Here is a 16,884-nt window from a genome sequence, read left to right as displayed (position 1 = left end):
TACTTTATCTGGCTCAACAACAAATAACAAAAAACTGGGTCAGCAAACCTCCTTACTGGGGGCAAGTAAAACAAGAATTAATTATCAAATTTGGAGAACGATGCAAACTAAAACTCTAATAGCAAAAAATACAATTGACACAGTTTAATGAACACTACCGATGGGCTTGCCAGCGGTGCCCGGCAACCAAATGTTTCCGAACAAAAGCTTGCCAGTGGTCAATGGGGAGGTCTGTTAGTCAGTTGATTAGCATGTTTTTTAGGTTGGGCGATTCTTCTGAAAGGCGCAGTTGGCGGGGCAAGTGGGCTGAGGAATGAAAAATGCCGGAGAGAAAGGATTTGTGTCTGGTTAAACAAGTTGGTGAAATGCGTGACAAACTGAAACGAACAGCCCCCTTGTTTGGGCCAAGCGGTAAGGTGGAGCAAGCTGGGGTAAATCTAAAATCCGGTGGTTAATATGTTATCCAAAAATTAAAGATGCCGAACTATATTTTCTATATTTAAAGTGATTTATTCAATAAGCTCGAAGATATGGGAGATCATATAAACGTTACCATTCATTGTGAAAAAACCGAAAATTCAAATTTTTTCAAAATAATTTAAAATCAGAAATATGAATCTAGCAAATTCAGCGATAAAAAAGATTGACATTTTTTGGTTAGTATTTTCAATCGTATTTATATCATCATCAATATATTTCTGGCAAAAAGGTCAAGACTATTTTCTTTTTGTAATGCTTGCCTCAATGGGGATAGTAAATAGTATCAAAGTATTGATTCCTAAAATACTTTTTAATATCCTAAGGGCATCTATTACAGTTGCAGTGCTTCTTTATATTTTGAGAATAATAATTGAATAATACATTGAGAATCCCTCAAAATGAGATTGAATATGAAAAAAATATTTGGCTTTAAGGTTTGTATAAATGATGAAATTATTTGTAGAGCAGGATTTGAAAATGCCAACTCGGTTGTTTCCTGTATACTTAATTCTGTTAGACGAAAAAATGATGATTCGGAAGAATTAGATATTTCAATTGGGGGATTAAATTCAGATACCAATGAACACGTTGATTGGCATCGTAATAGCTTAAACAAAGGGGATATAATTTCAATAGAAATAATTTCAGATGATTTTGATACACCAACTACAATACGCAAACGACTATCAGAGAAAGAAATAATCGCTCAAAAACTTGAATATTTTCACAAACTGAGAGAGGAACTAAAAGAACATCTGGAAAAATAAGAACAATGAAATGGTAACAATGTAGATATTGCAGGGCGGGGTTCGGTGGTATGCCAACTGCGAAACAGGAATCCGATCTCATCCACCACCTCCGTTATGGGGCATTTTGAGCTAAGATCACTAACACCTGAAATATGAAAAAAATAATTTTAATGCTCATAGTTGCTTGTTTTGTCACAATAACCAAGGGGCAAAGTGTAACGACTATCAAATCTTTTTGCGATTCCATTGCCGATGGAAGTATTCCTGCTGTAATGGTAACCGAAGTCCCGAAATATCCTGGAGGAGAGGACGCGATGAATACGTTTATTCAGGATAATGTTAATTTGCCAGAGGCTAAGGAAATTACGAGTAATCCAATTCATGCGATGTTGCATATTAATGCAAAAGGACATGTTGAAAACCTCTGTGTTTTTGAGAACTATTTTGGACGTAGAACCAACATCGATTCAACACCAATTGGAGAAGAAATCAAGAGAGTGATTTATTTAATGCCAGATTGGGAACCTGCAAAACAGAATGACAAGATCGTTTCTGTAAATTTCTTAGTAGCGATTAAATTGAAAAAAAACACCCCATAACACATTGTAATATGGCTGGCTAGGATTCTCGTTTCGTAGTTCCGTGTCCTTTGTACAGGAACGCTCTCCGAAATCCGCAACGACAACTTGCATATGACCATTGGGGTAATCTGAATCTGTACATTTAACAAGTAATGAGATATTTAGAAACAAATTCGCTAAGAAGATTTGCATCACAACTGACTGAAGAGAGCTTTATATCGGATAAGTACACTTCGATATTATCGTTACTTGAAATTATTTCGGGAATTAGTGACGATGAATCATTTAAATTGAGAAAATCAATTATTAAGAAGATAATTAGAAGCCAAATTAAAACAGATCTGACTCTTCCCGAACTGAAAATTTATAATGCATTCGGAATAGATTATAATAACTCGGAAATTTTGGAAAAAATCATGATGATAATCCGAATCATTGATACAGTCAAAGACTACAATAATATGGAGAGTACAATTAAATTGAATTATTTATTTGATGTTTGGGAGTTTGTCAAACAGTATGACAAAAACGCGAATATTGAATTTAGAAAAGTGATTTTTAATCGCTTCCCAGACTCTGGAATAAAGAAATTAATTCAACAATTTAATGAAAGATGGACTCAAGAAAATTTAAATCTTCTTAAAACTAAAATTGTTGACTTTTATGCTGGTATTATTTTTAGAAATTTACCAAATCAAAGTAGAAAGTCAAAATCAGAAATTTACTCTGCATACGATAATTCTATTGATATTTACTTAATTGTAACTGCTTTTTATATTGACGAAAAAATATCTTTTAAAAACATTCCAGGGAAGAATGACTATTTAGATTTAAACCATTTGATTTATCTATACAAATACCAAAATCAGATAATTACAGATGATAAATTACTTTTCAAATTATTGACAAAAATATATCCTAATAATATATTGAAAACGAATAGAATATAAAAAACACCCTATAATAATTAAGCATTCGAGCTGCGCGTAGCGAAATGCTTGAGTGCGTTTTATATTTGAACAGTTCTTGCTGTTAGTTGCTCCAGAAGGGGCAAAGCGTGGTCAGACGAATGCCAGGTAATTGAATCAAAACCCATACACGATAAATGTATAAAATCTGAAAATCAAACAATCGATTATTATTACTACTACTTATGAAAAACTCAATGAATGTTTTTACACTACTCGTTTTCCTGCTCTGTGTTTCCTGTACGAAGCCGCAGAAAGAGCCTGTTAAAATTTGGTACGATCAACCGGCAGATGCTACGGTTGCCGATGATCCCAATGGATGGAAAGATGATCCTCAATGGTTAAGTGCCTTACCGTTGGGAAATGGCTCCCTGGGTGCCATGGTTTTTGGCGATGTTCACCAGGAGCGCATTCAGCTAAGTGAAGAGAGCATGTGGTCGGGAAGTGTGGATGAAAATGACAACCCGGAGGCGAGTAAATACCTCGGTGAGATTCGTGGTTTGTTGAATGATGGAAAGTACAAAGAGGCGACCGCATTAACCAACCAGACCCAAATCTGTCAAGGGAAAGGGACCGGGCATGGCAATGGGGCAGAAGTCCCTTTTGGATGTTTCCAAACACTGGGCGATTTACGCATCGACTTTGACAAAAAGCTGCCCTATGAAAGCTATTATCGTGAGTTGGATTTAACGGATGCGATTGCCCGCGTGACTTACGTTCAGGATGGGGTGACTTTCCAACGCGAAGTTTTCGTTAGTCAACCTGATCAGGTGATGGTTGTTCGTTTAACAGCAGACAAACCCGGACAGCTTTCTTTTAGCTGTGAACTGGATCGTCCGGAGCGTTTTAAAACCTACGCTGAAGGCGATGAGTTGATCATGAGCGGAGCCCTTAGTGATGGTAAGGGAGGCGAAAACTTGCACTACATGGCTCGCTTAAAAGCCATTACTGACGGAGGAACAGTTAGCTCTGGCGATGATGGGTTGACGGTTAAGGATGCCGACGAAGTAACACTTCTGTTAGCAGCATCAACCGATTATGTGTTGGATTATCCCATCTTTAAAGGGCGCGACTATGTTGCCTTAACGAGCCAGCGACTTCAAGCCGCTTCTGAAAAGAGTTATCAGAAATTGAAACAAGCCCACCTGGATGAATATCAAAGCTATTTTAACCGGGTGAGTTTGGACATTACACCGGAAGAGCTGGACGCTATTCCAACGGATGAGCGATTGGCGGCCTTCAAGGAAACAAAAAATGATCCCCACCTGGCTGAGTTGTTGTTTCAATATGGTCGTTACCTGATGATTGCATCCTCACGTTCCGGAACTTTGCCGGCCAACTTGCAAGGTCTTTGGGCCAACAAAATCCAAACGCCCTGGAATGGCGATTACCATACCGATGTGAATGTGCAAATGAATTACTGGCCGGTAGAGGTGACCAACCTTTCGGAAATGCACCTGCCCTTGTTTGATTTTATTGAAATGATCTCGGAGCCGGGAGAAAAAACAGCCCAAGTTCAATACCAGATGAATGGCTGGGTGGTTCATCCGGTTTCAAACGTTTGGGGCTATACCTCGCCGGGAGAAATGGCCAGCTGGGGCTTGCACTCTGGTGGTGGTGCCTGGATCAGTACCCATATTTTTGAGCATTATGCTTTTACCGGAGATGAGGCTTTCTTAAAGCGCCTATATCCCGTACTTGAAGGTTCAGTCTTATTTTACCTGGATTGGCTGGTTGAAGATCAAGAAACCGGGAAACTGGTGTCAGGTCCGGCTGTATCGCCGGAGAATACGTTTATTGCCCCTGATGGAAGCCGCAGCCAGATTAGCATGGGGCCAACGCACGACCAGCAAGTAATCTGGCAGTTGTTTGCCGATTACGTTCACGCTTCGCAGATTTTAGGCATTGAAAAGGAACTGGTAGGCAAAGTAGCAAAAGCACAAGCAAAACTGGCCGGATCAAAAGTGGGGTCGGATGGTCGATTGATGGAGTGGGCCGAAGAGTTTTCGGAGGTTGAGCCTGGGCATCGCCATATTTCGCATTTGTTTGCTATGCATCCGGGGGCTCAGATTAACTTTGAAAGCGCTCCCGAGTTGATGGAAGCAGCTCGTAAGTCCTTGGATCATCGCATTGCCAATGGAGGAGGGCACACGGGCTGGAGTGCTGCCTGGTTGATTAATCAATATGCGCGTCTGCATGATGGAGACAAAGCGAAGGAAAGCTTGAACACGGTATTGGCCAAGAGTACTTCTCCAAACTTATTCGGGCAACATCCACCATTCCAGATGGATGCCAATTTTGGTTCAACGGCCGGTATTGCCGAAATGCTACTGCAAAGTCATGCGGGGTATATCGATTTGTTGCCAGCCTTACCTTCAGCTTGGGCAACCGGTAAAGTTGAAGGATTAAAAGCACGGGGTGGCTTCATTGTGGATATTGATTGGCAAAACGGTCAATTGACCCAGGCAACAATAACATCGCTGAATGGCTTGCCGGTAAAACTGAAGTATGGAGATCAAATGATTGAGCTGGAGCAAACGAAGAAAGGACAAAGCTATCGCTTGGATTCAAACATGCAATTAATGAATTAATCTACCTGACGATGAAACGAATCTTGTTTACACTTTGCACTGTTCTGGTTGCAGCAACAGCCAGTTTGGGGCAGAAATCTTTGAAAGACGTATGGCCTGTTCCTTCTGAAAAGCCCAATAAACAACAACTTGAGCAAATAGAACGGAAGTATGGCATGTTCATCCATTTCGGAATCAATACGTTTCATGACATGGAATGGACGGATGGATCGAAGCCTGTTGAATCGTATCAACCAACAGCCATTGATGCGGACCAATGGATTAAAACGGCCAAAGATGCCGGAATGAAATATGTGATCCTGATTACGAAGCACCATGATGGCTTTTGCCTGTGGGATAGCGAATATACCGAGTACGATGTGGCGAATTCGGGGAACACCACGAATGTTGTTGAAGCCGTAGCCAAAGCGTGTCAGAAATACGATATCGGCCTGGGCTTGTACTATTCGCTGTGGGATCGAAAGGAAAATGGGAATGGTTATCTGAATGATAAACACCCCCAGTTATACAATGAAAATACGCTTCTTGATAAATCGTATAATACCTACATGATTAATCAGCTAAATGAGTTGATGGACATAACAGAGAAATACACCCCTGTTGTTGAATTTTGGTTTGATGGTGGATGGACTAAGGCAAATCATCGATGGCCTTTGAAGGAAATATACCAAACAATCAAATCGCGCGAGCCACAATGTCAGGTAGGAATCAACTGGACAATTGGGCTGCCCGAAAATCCCGATCATCACCCCGTATATCCAAAGGATCAAAAAGAAGGATACCCCATTCGCTATTTCCCCAGCGATTTCCGCCTGGGCGATCCGTACTTGCCGGTGGCGAATGACCCGAAGGTATTTACGCATGATGGCAAAAGGTATTACATGCCGTGGGAATCTACGGTATGTATTAGTCAGCGTTGGTTTTACAACACAACAGATACCATGTTTAAATCGATTGATGAGTTGGTAAAGCTGTACGAGCAAGCGACAGCGCAGGATAACATTCTGATCTTGAATTGTCCGCCCAATCGCGAAGGGCGGCTAAGAGATCAAGATGTGGCGTTGTTGCTGGAACTAAAAAAGCACATTAAGCTGTAAAACGGAAAAGGGAGCATCAGTTATTTAACTAATGCTCCCTTTTTTATTGCTGCTGATCAATCGTAAATGGCGGCTTTATTGCCTGTTGATTGGCCTCGCTTGCCAGTGTTTACCGGTAGCCTTTCCCTTGTTTTACTGTTTCCAGAATGGTCTCAAATTCTTCCACCTTTTTGGGGTACTGCTCGCTTAAATTGGTGGTCTCAGCAACATCTTGCTTCAAGTTAAAAAGCATTGGCTGGGATGTCCCTTTTTGTTGAGGAATGAATTTCCAATCGCCTTTTCGGATCGCATTGGTGCCGGAATTATTTTGAGTGAGCACTTCATTGTGGCGCGTTTTGCTGCGTTTTCCCAGAATAACATCCAGTGCAGTCCGGCTATCCGGGGCTTCTCCTTTTTCAAGCTTGTAGTGGGTCAACTCTGCAAACGAGGCGAAAAGGTCAATGTAACCAAGAATAGCGTCCGATGTTCCGGGTTTGATGGTTCCTTTCCATCGTGAGATCAATGGCATTCGTGTTCCGCCTTCAAATAAGGTATACTTTCCGCCACGCAACCCGCCGGCCGGATCATGGCCATTCAAATTGGCTAAACCGCCATCCCGGTAGCCTTCTTCTACACGGGGACCATTATCGCTGGAGAAAATAACCAGCGTATTTTCGTCAAGCCCGTTTTCTTTAAGGGCTTGCATGATTTGACCAACTGACCAGTCCATTTCCTGCAACACATCGCCATAAACCCCGCACTCACTCGAGCCTTTAAACTGAGCATTGGGCACGCGTGGTTCGTGGATGGTATGTGGTGCAAAGTATAGGAAGAAGGCTTGATCTTTATTCTTTTGAATAAACTCAACGGCTTTGCTGGTTATGTCTTCCGACATGTGCTCATCCACCCAAAGGGCATTCTTTCCACCGGTCATGTAGCCAATCCGGCTGATGCCATTCACAATGGTTTGATCGTGACCGTGCAGGTACATGAGCTTGAGTAGCTCCGGATGCTCTTTCCCGGTAGGCCAGTTGCCAACAGGTCCTTTAAAACTTACCTGAATCGGATCATTGGCCTCAAGGCCAACCACCTGATCATTCTCCAGGTAAACGCAAGGCACCCGGTCATTGGTTGCCGGAATGATGAAGGAATAGTCAAAACCAATGGTTTGCAGCCCCGGTTTAATTTGCTGATTAAAATCCGGATTCCCTTCACCTAAGCCCAGATGCCACTTGCCCACACAAGCCGTTGTGTAACCTTGCTTTTGCATAAGAGCTGGCAGGGTAAGTTCATCCGGTTTGATTAACATGGGAGCATCGCCAGGCAAAATTCCTGCATTTTTACGCCAGGCATATTGTCCGGTAATGAGTGAAAAACGACTGGGCGTGCAGGTTGAAGCCGGTGCATAAGCACTGGTAAAGCGGATACCTTCACTTGCCAATTGGTCAATGTTGGGTGTTTTTACTTTGGTAGCACCATAGCAGCCCAAGTCGCCGTAGCCAACATCATCAGTCAGTATGACGATAACATTGGGCTGTTCTTTCCCTTTTTCTGCTGAAATTCCTTGCTGTGGCATTATGCCAAGTGCAGCAAGCCCCCCAAAGAGAAGGCTCTTTGGGAGGTTTCCTTTTGATTGTATGGGGTTGGTCATCATGCTAGCAGTCCTTTTTTGATTAACTGTAAACTGGTTATTGCTCCGATATGCATGGGGTCGGACTGCAGGATGAGATCAAAAGCTTGTTGTGCTTTTTCAATGTTGCCCAGTCCCAGGTTCCCCAATCCCATCAGGTAATGACAGTGCAACTCGTGCCTTTTTTGAAGGTCATCTTCAAAGATGAGCAGGTCGGGAAGGGAAACGGCAAAATAGTCCATTTTGAAAGGAATGAACAGTTGTTTCTCACCGTACTTCAGCAACTTGTTGAAACGCCCGTTGGCTTCTTCCATCCGGCCTAATTGGCGAAGAGCCAAACCTTGGTAAAAGATTTTATCCGGTTGCTGGTCGTTGTAGTACATGGCTGCTGATGGTTCGGCCAAGCCAATAGCTGCCTGCTCCCACGCTGCCTGGGCTTTTGCTGTTTCTCCCATGCCGGCATAGGCACAACCAAGCCAATAGTTGATGTCATTTTCCTGAGCTCCGGCCAGTTTGCCTTCCCCCAGATTATGAGGATACGCAAAGCATGCTTCAAGAAGTGGGATAGCCTCTGAGAATGCCCCTTGCTTAATGGCTTTCTTGGCCAGTTCAATATGGCTGAACAAATATTGCCCGGTTACTTTTCCTTCGCCTCCTTCCCAAGGGTGGAACTTGCGTTTCATGATTAAGTCCAGGGCTTTTTCTTCTTGCCCAAGCAGGTTGTATAAGGTCGCACGCTCCAGGTATAGGTCATCCCGGAAGTCGACCAAGTCCGGATATTTTTCCAGCAAGCTTAAGCGCTCGTTTGCAGGAACCCCCAGCTTTTTATAAAGCTGATCCAGCTCCATGAGTACACGAGAATCGGAAGTATCCAGCTTGAAGGCTTTTTCCAAAGCTTCTTTGGCCGCTTGCGGGTTCTGTTGCTTGTTGTAGTAAGCCAGAGCCAGGTTTCGGTGGACGGTTGGAAATGAGTCGTCTAAAGTTGTTGACTGCTCCCAGCATTTGAGTGCCTCAGCATGTTGACGAACTCCGTACCAGAAGTTCCCCATGTAATACCAGGCTTTAGCATCTTCAGGACAAATGGTTACGGCTTCTTGCAAAGCCAACAGTTCTTCCAGTTTATTCGGGAAGCAATAGTCGGGTTGCATCTGCGAAGCTTTTTCAAAAGCTGCTTTTGCTTCTTCTGCCTGGCCTGATTTGAGCAGATAATAACCTTTTAAATACCAGGCCATAGGGTAGGCTGCTTGGTGTTTATCGATGTAAAGTGAAATAAAATCAATTGCTTCGGAATAAAAACCTGCCATACCATAGTTTAGCGAAAACTCGATGTAGTTGTGTACATTATCGCGAATTAAGGCTTGCATTTCTTCTAGAATCGTAGGATCGTTCAGAAGCAGGTATTTTTCGTATAAAATACCAAAGCTGAAACGGTCCATCTCAAGTGATTCTTCAGCGAGTTTTAGCGCTGCCTCTTTTTTATTGAGTTTCCGGAGTAAGGCGATCTTTAGGTGGCGGGCTTTTTGATTTAGCCAGTTTCTCCAAAGTGAGCGGTCGCATAGTTCCAGCGCCTTCTCATAATCTCCGCGTACTGCATCGATTTGAGCTGCCTGGAAGAAGCCGCTGTCCTGCCAGGCGCCATTCCATGTGGCTTTGAAAAATGCATCGTAGGCTTCATCTAGTTTACCTTGCATCCGCAGACAAACTCCCAGGTTGTATAAGGGCTCTCCGTCGTAAGGATTCGGATTGCGCTCGGTCAGGGTCTCAACGGCTTGGCGGAAATAGGGTTCAGCCTGGGCAAATTGTCCCCGGCGCAGGAGCCACAAGCCCATGGCATTGTTGTTTCGGACATTACCTGGTTCTCTTTTCAGTGCTTCCAGGTAATAATCTGTTGGGCAATAGGTGGCATGACGGTACTGCTCTAGATGCAAGCCACGAAGGTAAAGTTGTTCAATCGAATGAATGTCTTCCGGATCTTTGGCTGCCTGGGCCGGATCCGGAACTGGTTTTAATTCTTCTTTTTCGGTTTTCCAATCAACCAAAATGGCCCCCTTGGAATCGGTTACCGAAAGGTAAGCATCTTCAGGACAAATGGTAGCCTCAATGCTTGTGTCGAAACTGGTTTCTGGTGAAAGGTCAACAGTTTGTTCGAAAATCAGCTTGCCCGAACTTTTAAGGCAGATTTTCGCTCCCGGATAGTTGGCGGTTGCGTAAACCCGGATGCGGGTTGTTCCGTTTTCCGACTCCAGGTTGAGCATGGCCTCTTTGGTGGCATTTTTAACCATCCCCAAGTCGCGATAGGGCATAAAGTATTGCTTGAAACTTTTCTCCTCATAAGGTTGCAGCCAGGAAAAATCAGGTTGGTTGTCGGTATAAACCCCGCACATCAACTCAATGTAAGGGCCGTCCTCGTCGGTGAGGTTACGATCCCAAGCTTGACCGAAATCTCCGTTGCCCCAGGTCCATTGCTTTTTTCCGGGCGATTGATGGTGATCGGCCACATGAAGCAGGCCTCCTTTGCTGTCGTTTTCGTAACCTCCCACGAAGTTGTATTTCGAGGTGATGGCCATGTAGCTGGTCGGCACCGGAATATTTTTGTAACGCGAAATATCCACTCCGGCAGAGTAGTCAACTTTGTAGTAAGTGCCGGTCGCAATCGGGAAGCTGGAAACATCACGCTTACCATGGTCAAACACGGCATTCACATCCGGCGGGAAGACGGATTGATAGTCGTCATTCACTTTTACGGCCGGATTGGCCCACCACAAGAAGGTCTGTGGGTGAGGAGTGGGGTTGGAAAGCTTCACCTTGATTTCAAGGTAAGCTTTGTCCGGGTAAAGCGTGAATCCGGCCATCCCTTTTGTGCGAAACATACGTTCCAGCTCATGACACCAAACGGTAACACTTCCATCCTCATTCTCTTCGATGCAGGAATCTGTGGGATCGTAGGTGGTTGGGCGATGGTGCTGGGGCCAGTTAAACTCAATCCCGCCGGAAATCCACGGGCCGGTTAAACCAACCAAAGCAGGTTTAATCACTTGATTGTAATAAACAAAGTGACGTTGTTTGGTCTTGTCGTAAGCCATCTGGATGCGACCTCCCAGTTCGGGGAGAATCATGATTTTGATGTATTGGTTTTCCAAATAAATGGCATTCCATACTTTATCCTCTTTTTCATCCAGTATTTTTTCAATGACAGGATAGGGATAGACAACGCCGCTACTTCCCTGGTAAACTCTTTTTTCCAGGAACATCGGATTTTTCTCCGGCTTCCCAATTCCGTAGGTTGGGATGATCACCTGTTCGCGCCAGGCTTTTGCTGTATTGTTCATGTTTTTCATTGTTTTAAAGGTTGCCAATAGGACATACCTCGTCCTGTATCGTGTTAAGATTGAGGCGGATCTAGCCCGTTGGTTCCCAAAGAACCAATTGCGAAATTATACCAGGGCTGTCCGCCGCTACTTTTACAAAAAGCGACTCGTTGTTTGTATTTTGTGTTTACTTATTGTTTATCGTAATGCTTGTTTGTGTCGAAGTGGGCTCAATGCGATAAAGATTCTCAGCTAGTTGAGTCACGCTTGCGTTATCAGCAATTAACTTCCCTTTTTCGTGCCAAATAAGAAATGGAGCACTCTCTTTTAGTTTGACGGTAATTTTTTTGGCTGAGCGCTTTACAATCTCACAACTGGCAGGCGACAAATATTTGTCAGGACGACCAATGATGGCCCATCCGTCCTGAACCGGAATCAAGTGGATGATTTTAGTTTTCCACATGGGTAATTTGGTGGAGAACGTTTCTGTCATTTTCCAGGCTTTCCCTTCGTGGTAGTCAAAAGCAACAAGTCCTTCCTTGGGGGATTCCCATAATCCTTTGTAGGGTTGGATCATGGTTCCTCCGTATCGGTATTCTTCCGGAGATAGTTTGATTTCCAAGTCTTGTTCATTGTGAAAATTGGCCAGCCAGAATGTAGCAACCTGACCTTCTAAGGGGGCAACTACACGAAGTCCGGTTTCTGTTGGATCGTTAAAAAATCCTTCGGGAGTTAGTGTTCCGGGAGCCAGTGGTCGAATCAACTCTCCATCGCTCCAAGTGGCAGGTTTGATGCTCTCAAAGTTCACTTTGTCCATGTCTTCCGATACGTAAATAGGACTGCCACATACGGCACGTAGCTCGGCGCCTGACTGGCCGGTATGGTAGGAACTTATAAAGGCGTCGTGATCCAACCAGTGAGTCATGCCCAGGTAAATTGAATTCCGTAGGTTCTGAACGGCAATGTAACGGTTGTTTTCATCATCCCGGTGGTAGTCAATTCCTGACCGGATCGTCGCACTCTTTTCGTGTTTAAATACGTGGAGATGATGTTGGGCAATGCAGTTGAGCAGTCCGTCAAAATGCCCTTGCCACGCTTTCTCCAATGCACGATGATTGTAGCTTGCCGCTTGAACCGGATTGGGTTGCGATTGGTATTCTTTTAATAAATCGGTTTGAAAATCCACTTTTATGAAATCGATTTCGGCCTCTTCCATTTCTTTCGCTCTGGTCTCGTAGAAGATATCAGCACTTTTTTGATTGGTTTTGGGTACCATGAAACCGTCGTGTAACTCAAACAAGTGGTTGTTTAACTCGGTGATTTGATGGTTGGGTGAAATCCCTTTAAAGTAACCAGCCATGTGCCACCATTGTCCAATCCATCGAACGCCATCTTCACTTTTCAAATCCTTTAGTGATTGAAAACCATCTGAAAATTTGGTTTTGTCGGGTTGAAAGCTCAGTAGGTGGTTGTTTTCATGATCTTCGTATCCATCGTCAATCAACATCCATCGTATCGGAACTTCGGCTGTTTCCATGTCCTTGATCATCCCCGATAGAATTTCAGTGTTCATGTTACGGCGGATGTGCTCCCACGTGCAGTAGCCGGTATACTTGAACGGCTCAGGAAATTCCTTGTGTTGACGCAAGGCTGTTTTGGATTTTAAGGAGCGGGATTGCAGCGCTTTTTCCCAAACATTCAGGCTGGCCTCATGCGGCGTTTCCCCAAAAGCATAGGCAATTTTAGGAAGTATTCCTGAGAAGCTGGCCGTACCAAACGTTCCGGCATCAACCCACATTCCATCTTCACGAATGGTGAATGTGGAAAAGGCACTTTCGCCTGCCATGGCCAAGATCGATAGGTAGCGGTTATCATTTAGCTGTAAGCAAATAAATGATCCCATATCGATGCCTTCAAATGGTTGGTTGGCTTTTAGTTTGATACGTTGTGACCTTAAATGGTCTAAGTTTTCAAAGTCAATGCCAAGTACACGGTTGCCAATGGCATGTTTATCGACATGTGGGCAATAATAAACGCCCCGTTGAAAATCGGGCAGGATAAGTAAATCCGATTCAATGATTCCTTGCTGATCAGGCTTTACATTCGTAAGCTTTTTTTCAATGATCCCTGCTTTTTCTGCTTTTGACAAGTCGATGCTTTGTGCGTGCAAGGTATAGCTTGATAAGCAGACCAGTAGAGTGAGTGCAAGGTATTTAATCTTAATATTTAATGAATTCAATTTTCTCATTTTATTGATTCAATTTTTTCGATATCAGCATTGAGCTTTATTCTGCGATTAATCCAATTTCGCTGATCATCAGGTTTCCACCTTTTTGAACTTTGGTTTTGAGCACGACTTCTCCGTCATTGGTATCTTCGCGCATGACAAATAATTTTACCCATTTGCCATCCTGCCCAATGTTGTCGATCATCATTTCGCGCCCTTCAATCCAGATTGTTCCGGCCCGGTTTTGCTTGTTCGGATCGGTAAAACGAACAAACAAGTTGCCAATAATGCCGTTTGGAGTTTTTAGTTTGACAGTCATTTCCCGACCAGTCCAGGCAGATTCCTTTCCATCGTTCCAGGTGTCATGCGCTGCAACATCATAATCGCAGCCTGCTTTTTGAACCAGGATTTTATCGAAGCTTTTTTTCCATTCTTTTGATCCGGTCGCTGTCCGGTTAGCGCCACTCTTTACATACAAAATGGCGTCTTCAAATCCTTCTGGTGCTTGCGATACGGCTGGTTGTACAAAATAGAAGAGCTTTTCGATTTCATCCTCGCTTAGTTGATACGATGGATTGAAATTACTTTGATTCATGTAGCTCAGCAGACTGTGCTTTAGCTGACGGGCAACGGGCTTGCTGTCATCCGAGATATCATAGCCACACACCATCAGCTTACCCGTTCCAACTTGGCATTCGAAGATGGATCCCAACTTGTCATTGATATGGAAATCGCTTATCGGTTGTGCTACCGGAAGCAGGTTCGGGTGATCATTCAGCACGAAGGACCGGCCTTTGCTGATGGTTTGCCATTGGTAATGACTGAAATTATCAGTCGGGAATCTGGCAAGTGCCGGATGCGCTTGGTTGACATACAAGCCCAAGGTTGAGTTTGCCTGTCCCGGGAAAAATACGCTTGACCAGAAAAGAGGCGTGAAATAAATTGGGCGCGATGTTGTGCTGGTGCCCAGTTCGCTGGCATACAAGAGTACTTTGCCGCCATTTTTCAAGAATTCTAGTACCTCAGGCGTAATTTTGTCAACAGTCAATACTTCTTTCTGTTCGGGAGTTACCGGAGGGTAAACCCACAGATCCCAGCTATTGAAAAACTCGGTGCCGTTTAAGGTGATGCTGAAGGTATATTTCCCGGCTTGCTGAATCTGATCAAAGGAGAATGTTGCTTCTCCAATGGTTTTCAGCACACCACGCTTAACGGTAAAATCATCTATTGTTCCTTGCTGAATTAATTGGCCCAAAGCAGATGTTAGTTGCCAGGTGGCCGTTGTTTGAAGTGGGGTAGGGCCATAGTTGGCTACTTGTAGTTTAGCCGAAAAGTTTTCCTGATTCTCCCAAACAAATTTCTCGAACCGGGCCAAAGGAACAACCGTGTTGGAATAGCGTCGGAAGCTCTCGGGAGTAGTATTGCCTTTGGCGTCCCAAAAACAATCGAGCCAGCCAACTAGCGCTTCACCTTGCCCTTGATAATCTTGCATGCTTAAAAGTTGAAAGCCGGCGCAGGACTCGGAGCGAAACAGGTTCTCAACATGCGCTTTGTAAAGCAGGTCCTGGATGGCTCCACTGGCCTCATGAAACTGCCGGTTCATGACCAACAGGTGATTTTTTTTGGCCGACTCACGACACTCTTCGAGGTTACGGGCTTTTAAAACGCCGGTGTATTTGTCGATCTCGCTCCAAAGCGGGTAAACCGGAAACTGGCCAACTTCGTGTGCAATAATCGGGATATTGGCTTGCGCGTAATGCTTCTCCAAATCGAAGTCGGTGGTATAGCCGCTCACGCCATAGGTGCGTCCTACTCCTGGAATGTTGTGCGTAGCCATGTATTGGTCAACTGGCATAATTTTTCGGGCCGTTGAAACAGAATACAGGCGGCGGTTATCTTCATTTTTGGCCTTTTCAACCCATTGTTGCATGGTGTTGAAATCGGAGTTCCCCAACTCGTTGCCAATGCAGAACATGGTAAAGGAAGGGTGGTTTCCATAAGCGTCAAGCATGCGTTGCATTTCGGCCTGTACGTAAGCATCAGCCGATGGATTTTTGCCCAAACCTTCAGGTAATCCTTTGGTGTACATATCGGGTCGCTCTTCACGTGGAGTTGTCATCCACCAGTCAATCCACAGGATTTCTGCTTGCAGGTATAATCCTAGTTTGTCGGCCGCAATAAAAGCAGCTTCGGGAGGACACCAGGAGTGAAAGCGGACATGATTGAGTCCGTAAGACTTATAAATTTTGAAAATACGTTCCCATTCTGCAGGATCACAAGAAGGGTAACCCGTTAGCGGGAAATGCACACAATCCAGGTTTCCGCGCATGAAAACCGGCTGGTCGTTGATCAGAACTTTCGATTTTGAATGGCCCACTTTTCGGAAACCAAAACGCGTTTGCTGTGTTTCGCGAGCCTTCCCGGCGGCTACAGTAACTGAAAGTTCATACAGGTTAGGCGTAAATTCATCCCATTTCTTAACCGGTTGATCAATTTTAAAATTGAAGGAAGCGTCACTGTTACCGCTGGAAGCTGTGGCTTTTTCTTTGGTGTCAAGCACCACTTCTCCCGAGCTTAAATCAGTTAGTTGGAAATGATAGTTTACCTTCGTTTCTTTTCCTTCATTTTCTGTGTCGAAAGTAATGGTCAGTTCGTTCTTATCGACATCGGGCCATGTTTTTAGCCGGTCGATATGGATAGTCTCTGCTGCGCGAAGTTCAATTTTACCAACAATGCCATTCCAGATCGACTGGGTATATTCGCTGTAGGTATGCCCTTTGTCGCCAATGTTGTGAATCATGTCGTTATTGACACGTACGGTAAGCGTGTGTTTTCCGGGGCTAAGTTTTCCCAGTTGGTGGCGATGAGGAACTCCGAGGCCATCCTGAGTGTCGCACAGTTTGCCGTCAATCCACACTTTGGATTCCCAGAGCACGCGCTCCAAAAACAGTTCGATGTTTTTATTGCGCAGGTTTTTCGGGATGACAATTTCCCGTTGATACCAGGCTGGTCCAATGTATTTGTATGCCCGGGTTAAAATGCCATAGTCGGAACCTGAAGTTTTCTCTCCGAGTTGGGCTTCGTCCGTTGTGCCCGGAAGTTGAATGGTGCCATTGAATGAGCTTTCGGCCCATTTTTCTTGCTCGCCCAAGTTATCCGGATCCAGTTTGATCGACCACGTTCCGGCAAGGGAACGTGGATTCTCCTGAGCTTGAGTTAATGGCCCAAGGAAGAGGGTAGTAAGTAGTATGAGTAGTAGTTTGTAGTTCATATC

General features: G+C 44.3%; 10 protein-coding genes. 6 read left to right on the top strand and 4 right to left on the bottom strand.

All coding sequences use genetic code 11. The features are described 5' to 3' along the window. Positions 1–612: 612 nt before the first annotated feature. The 6 genes from ACRD6K_RS16690 (at position 613) to ACRD6K_RS16665 (ending at position 6,466) form a co-directional block, all read left to right on the top strand. A complete protein-coding gene (locus tag ACRD6K_RS16690) occupies positions 613–858 on the top strand; it encodes a hypothetical protein (protein ID WP_299580438.1) in 246 nt (81 codons plus the stop codon). Between the two features lie 32 nt (positions 859–890). Beyond that, the gene (locus ACRD6K_RS16685) at positions 891–1,247 is read left to right on the top strand and encodes a hypothetical protein (RefSeq protein WP_299580435.1); all 357 of its coding nucleotides are present in this window, start codon (positions 891–893) and stop codon (positions 1,245–1,247) included. 134 nt (positions 1,248–1,381) lie between these two features. After that, positions 1,382–1,828, top strand: coding sequence for a hypothetical protein (locus ACRD6K_RS16680; RefSeq protein ID WP_430974202.1), 447 nt, complete (start codon positions 1,382–1,384; stop codon positions 1,826–1,828). A 134-nt stretch (positions 1,829–1,962) separates the two neighbouring features. Further along, the gene (locus ACRD6K_RS16675; protein WP_430974201.1) at positions 1,963–2,760 is read left to right on the top strand and encodes a hypothetical protein; all 798 of its coding nucleotides are present in this window, start codon (positions 1,963–1,965) and stop codon (positions 2,758–2,760) included. Positions 2,761–2,963: 203 nt separating this feature from the next. After that, the gene (locus tag ACRD6K_RS16670) at positions 2,964–5,369 is read left to right on the top strand and encodes a glycoside hydrolase family 95 protein (RefSeq protein WP_430974200.1); all 2,406 of its coding nucleotides are present in this window, start codon (positions 2,964–2,966) and stop codon (positions 5,367–5,369) included. Between the two features lie 11 nt (positions 5,370–5,380). Further along, positions 5,381–6,466: an alpha-L-fucosidase gene (locus tag ACRD6K_RS16665; protein WP_430974199.1), complete on the top strand. Its 1,086-nt coding sequence runs from the start codon at positions 5,381–5,383 to the stop codon at positions 6,464–6,466. 109 nt (positions 6,467–6,575) lie between these two features. Here ACRD6K_RS16665 and ACRD6K_RS16660 read toward each other — a convergent pair whose 3' ends face one another. From ACRD6K_RS16660 to ACRD6K_RS16645, 4 genes are all read right to left on the bottom strand, one after another. Next, positions 6,576–8,021, bottom strand: coding sequence for a sulfatase family protein (locus ACRD6K_RS16660; protein WP_430974198.1), 1,446 nt, complete (start codon positions 8,019–8,021; stop codon positions 6,576–6,578). A 74-nt stretch (positions 8,022–8,095) separates the two neighbouring features. Beyond that, positions 8,096–11,404, bottom strand: coding sequence for a DUF5107 domain-containing protein (locus tag ACRD6K_RS16655; RefSeq protein ID WP_430974197.1), 3,309 nt, complete (start codon positions 11,402–11,404; stop codon positions 8,096–8,098). Between the two features lie 166 nt (positions 11,405–11,570). After that, positions 11,571–13,631 carry a Sip1-related alpha-galactosidase gene (locus ACRD6K_RS16650; RefSeq protein WP_430974196.1) on the bottom strand — a complete coding sequence of 687 codons (2,061 nt, stop codon included), beginning with the start codon at positions 13,629–13,631 and terminating at the stop codon, positions 11,571–11,573. A gap of 37 nt (positions 13,632–13,668) precedes the next feature. Next, complete coding sequence (locus ACRD6K_RS16645; protein WP_430974195.1) at positions 13,669–16,881, bottom strand: glycoside hydrolase family 2 TIM barrel-domain containing protein; 3,213 nt, start codon at positions 16,879–16,881, stop codon at positions 13,669–13,671. Positions 16,882–16,884 lie beyond the last annotated feature (3 nt).

The sequence above is a fragment of the Sunxiuqinia rutila genome (assembly GCF_050589705.1).
Lineage (GTDB): Bacteria > Bacteroidota > Bacteroidia > Bacteroidales > Prolixibacteraceae > Sunxiuqinia > Sunxiuqinia rutila.
Note: the sequence above shows the minus strand (reverse complement) of the source record. Positions and strands in the feature narration are given on the sequence as shown.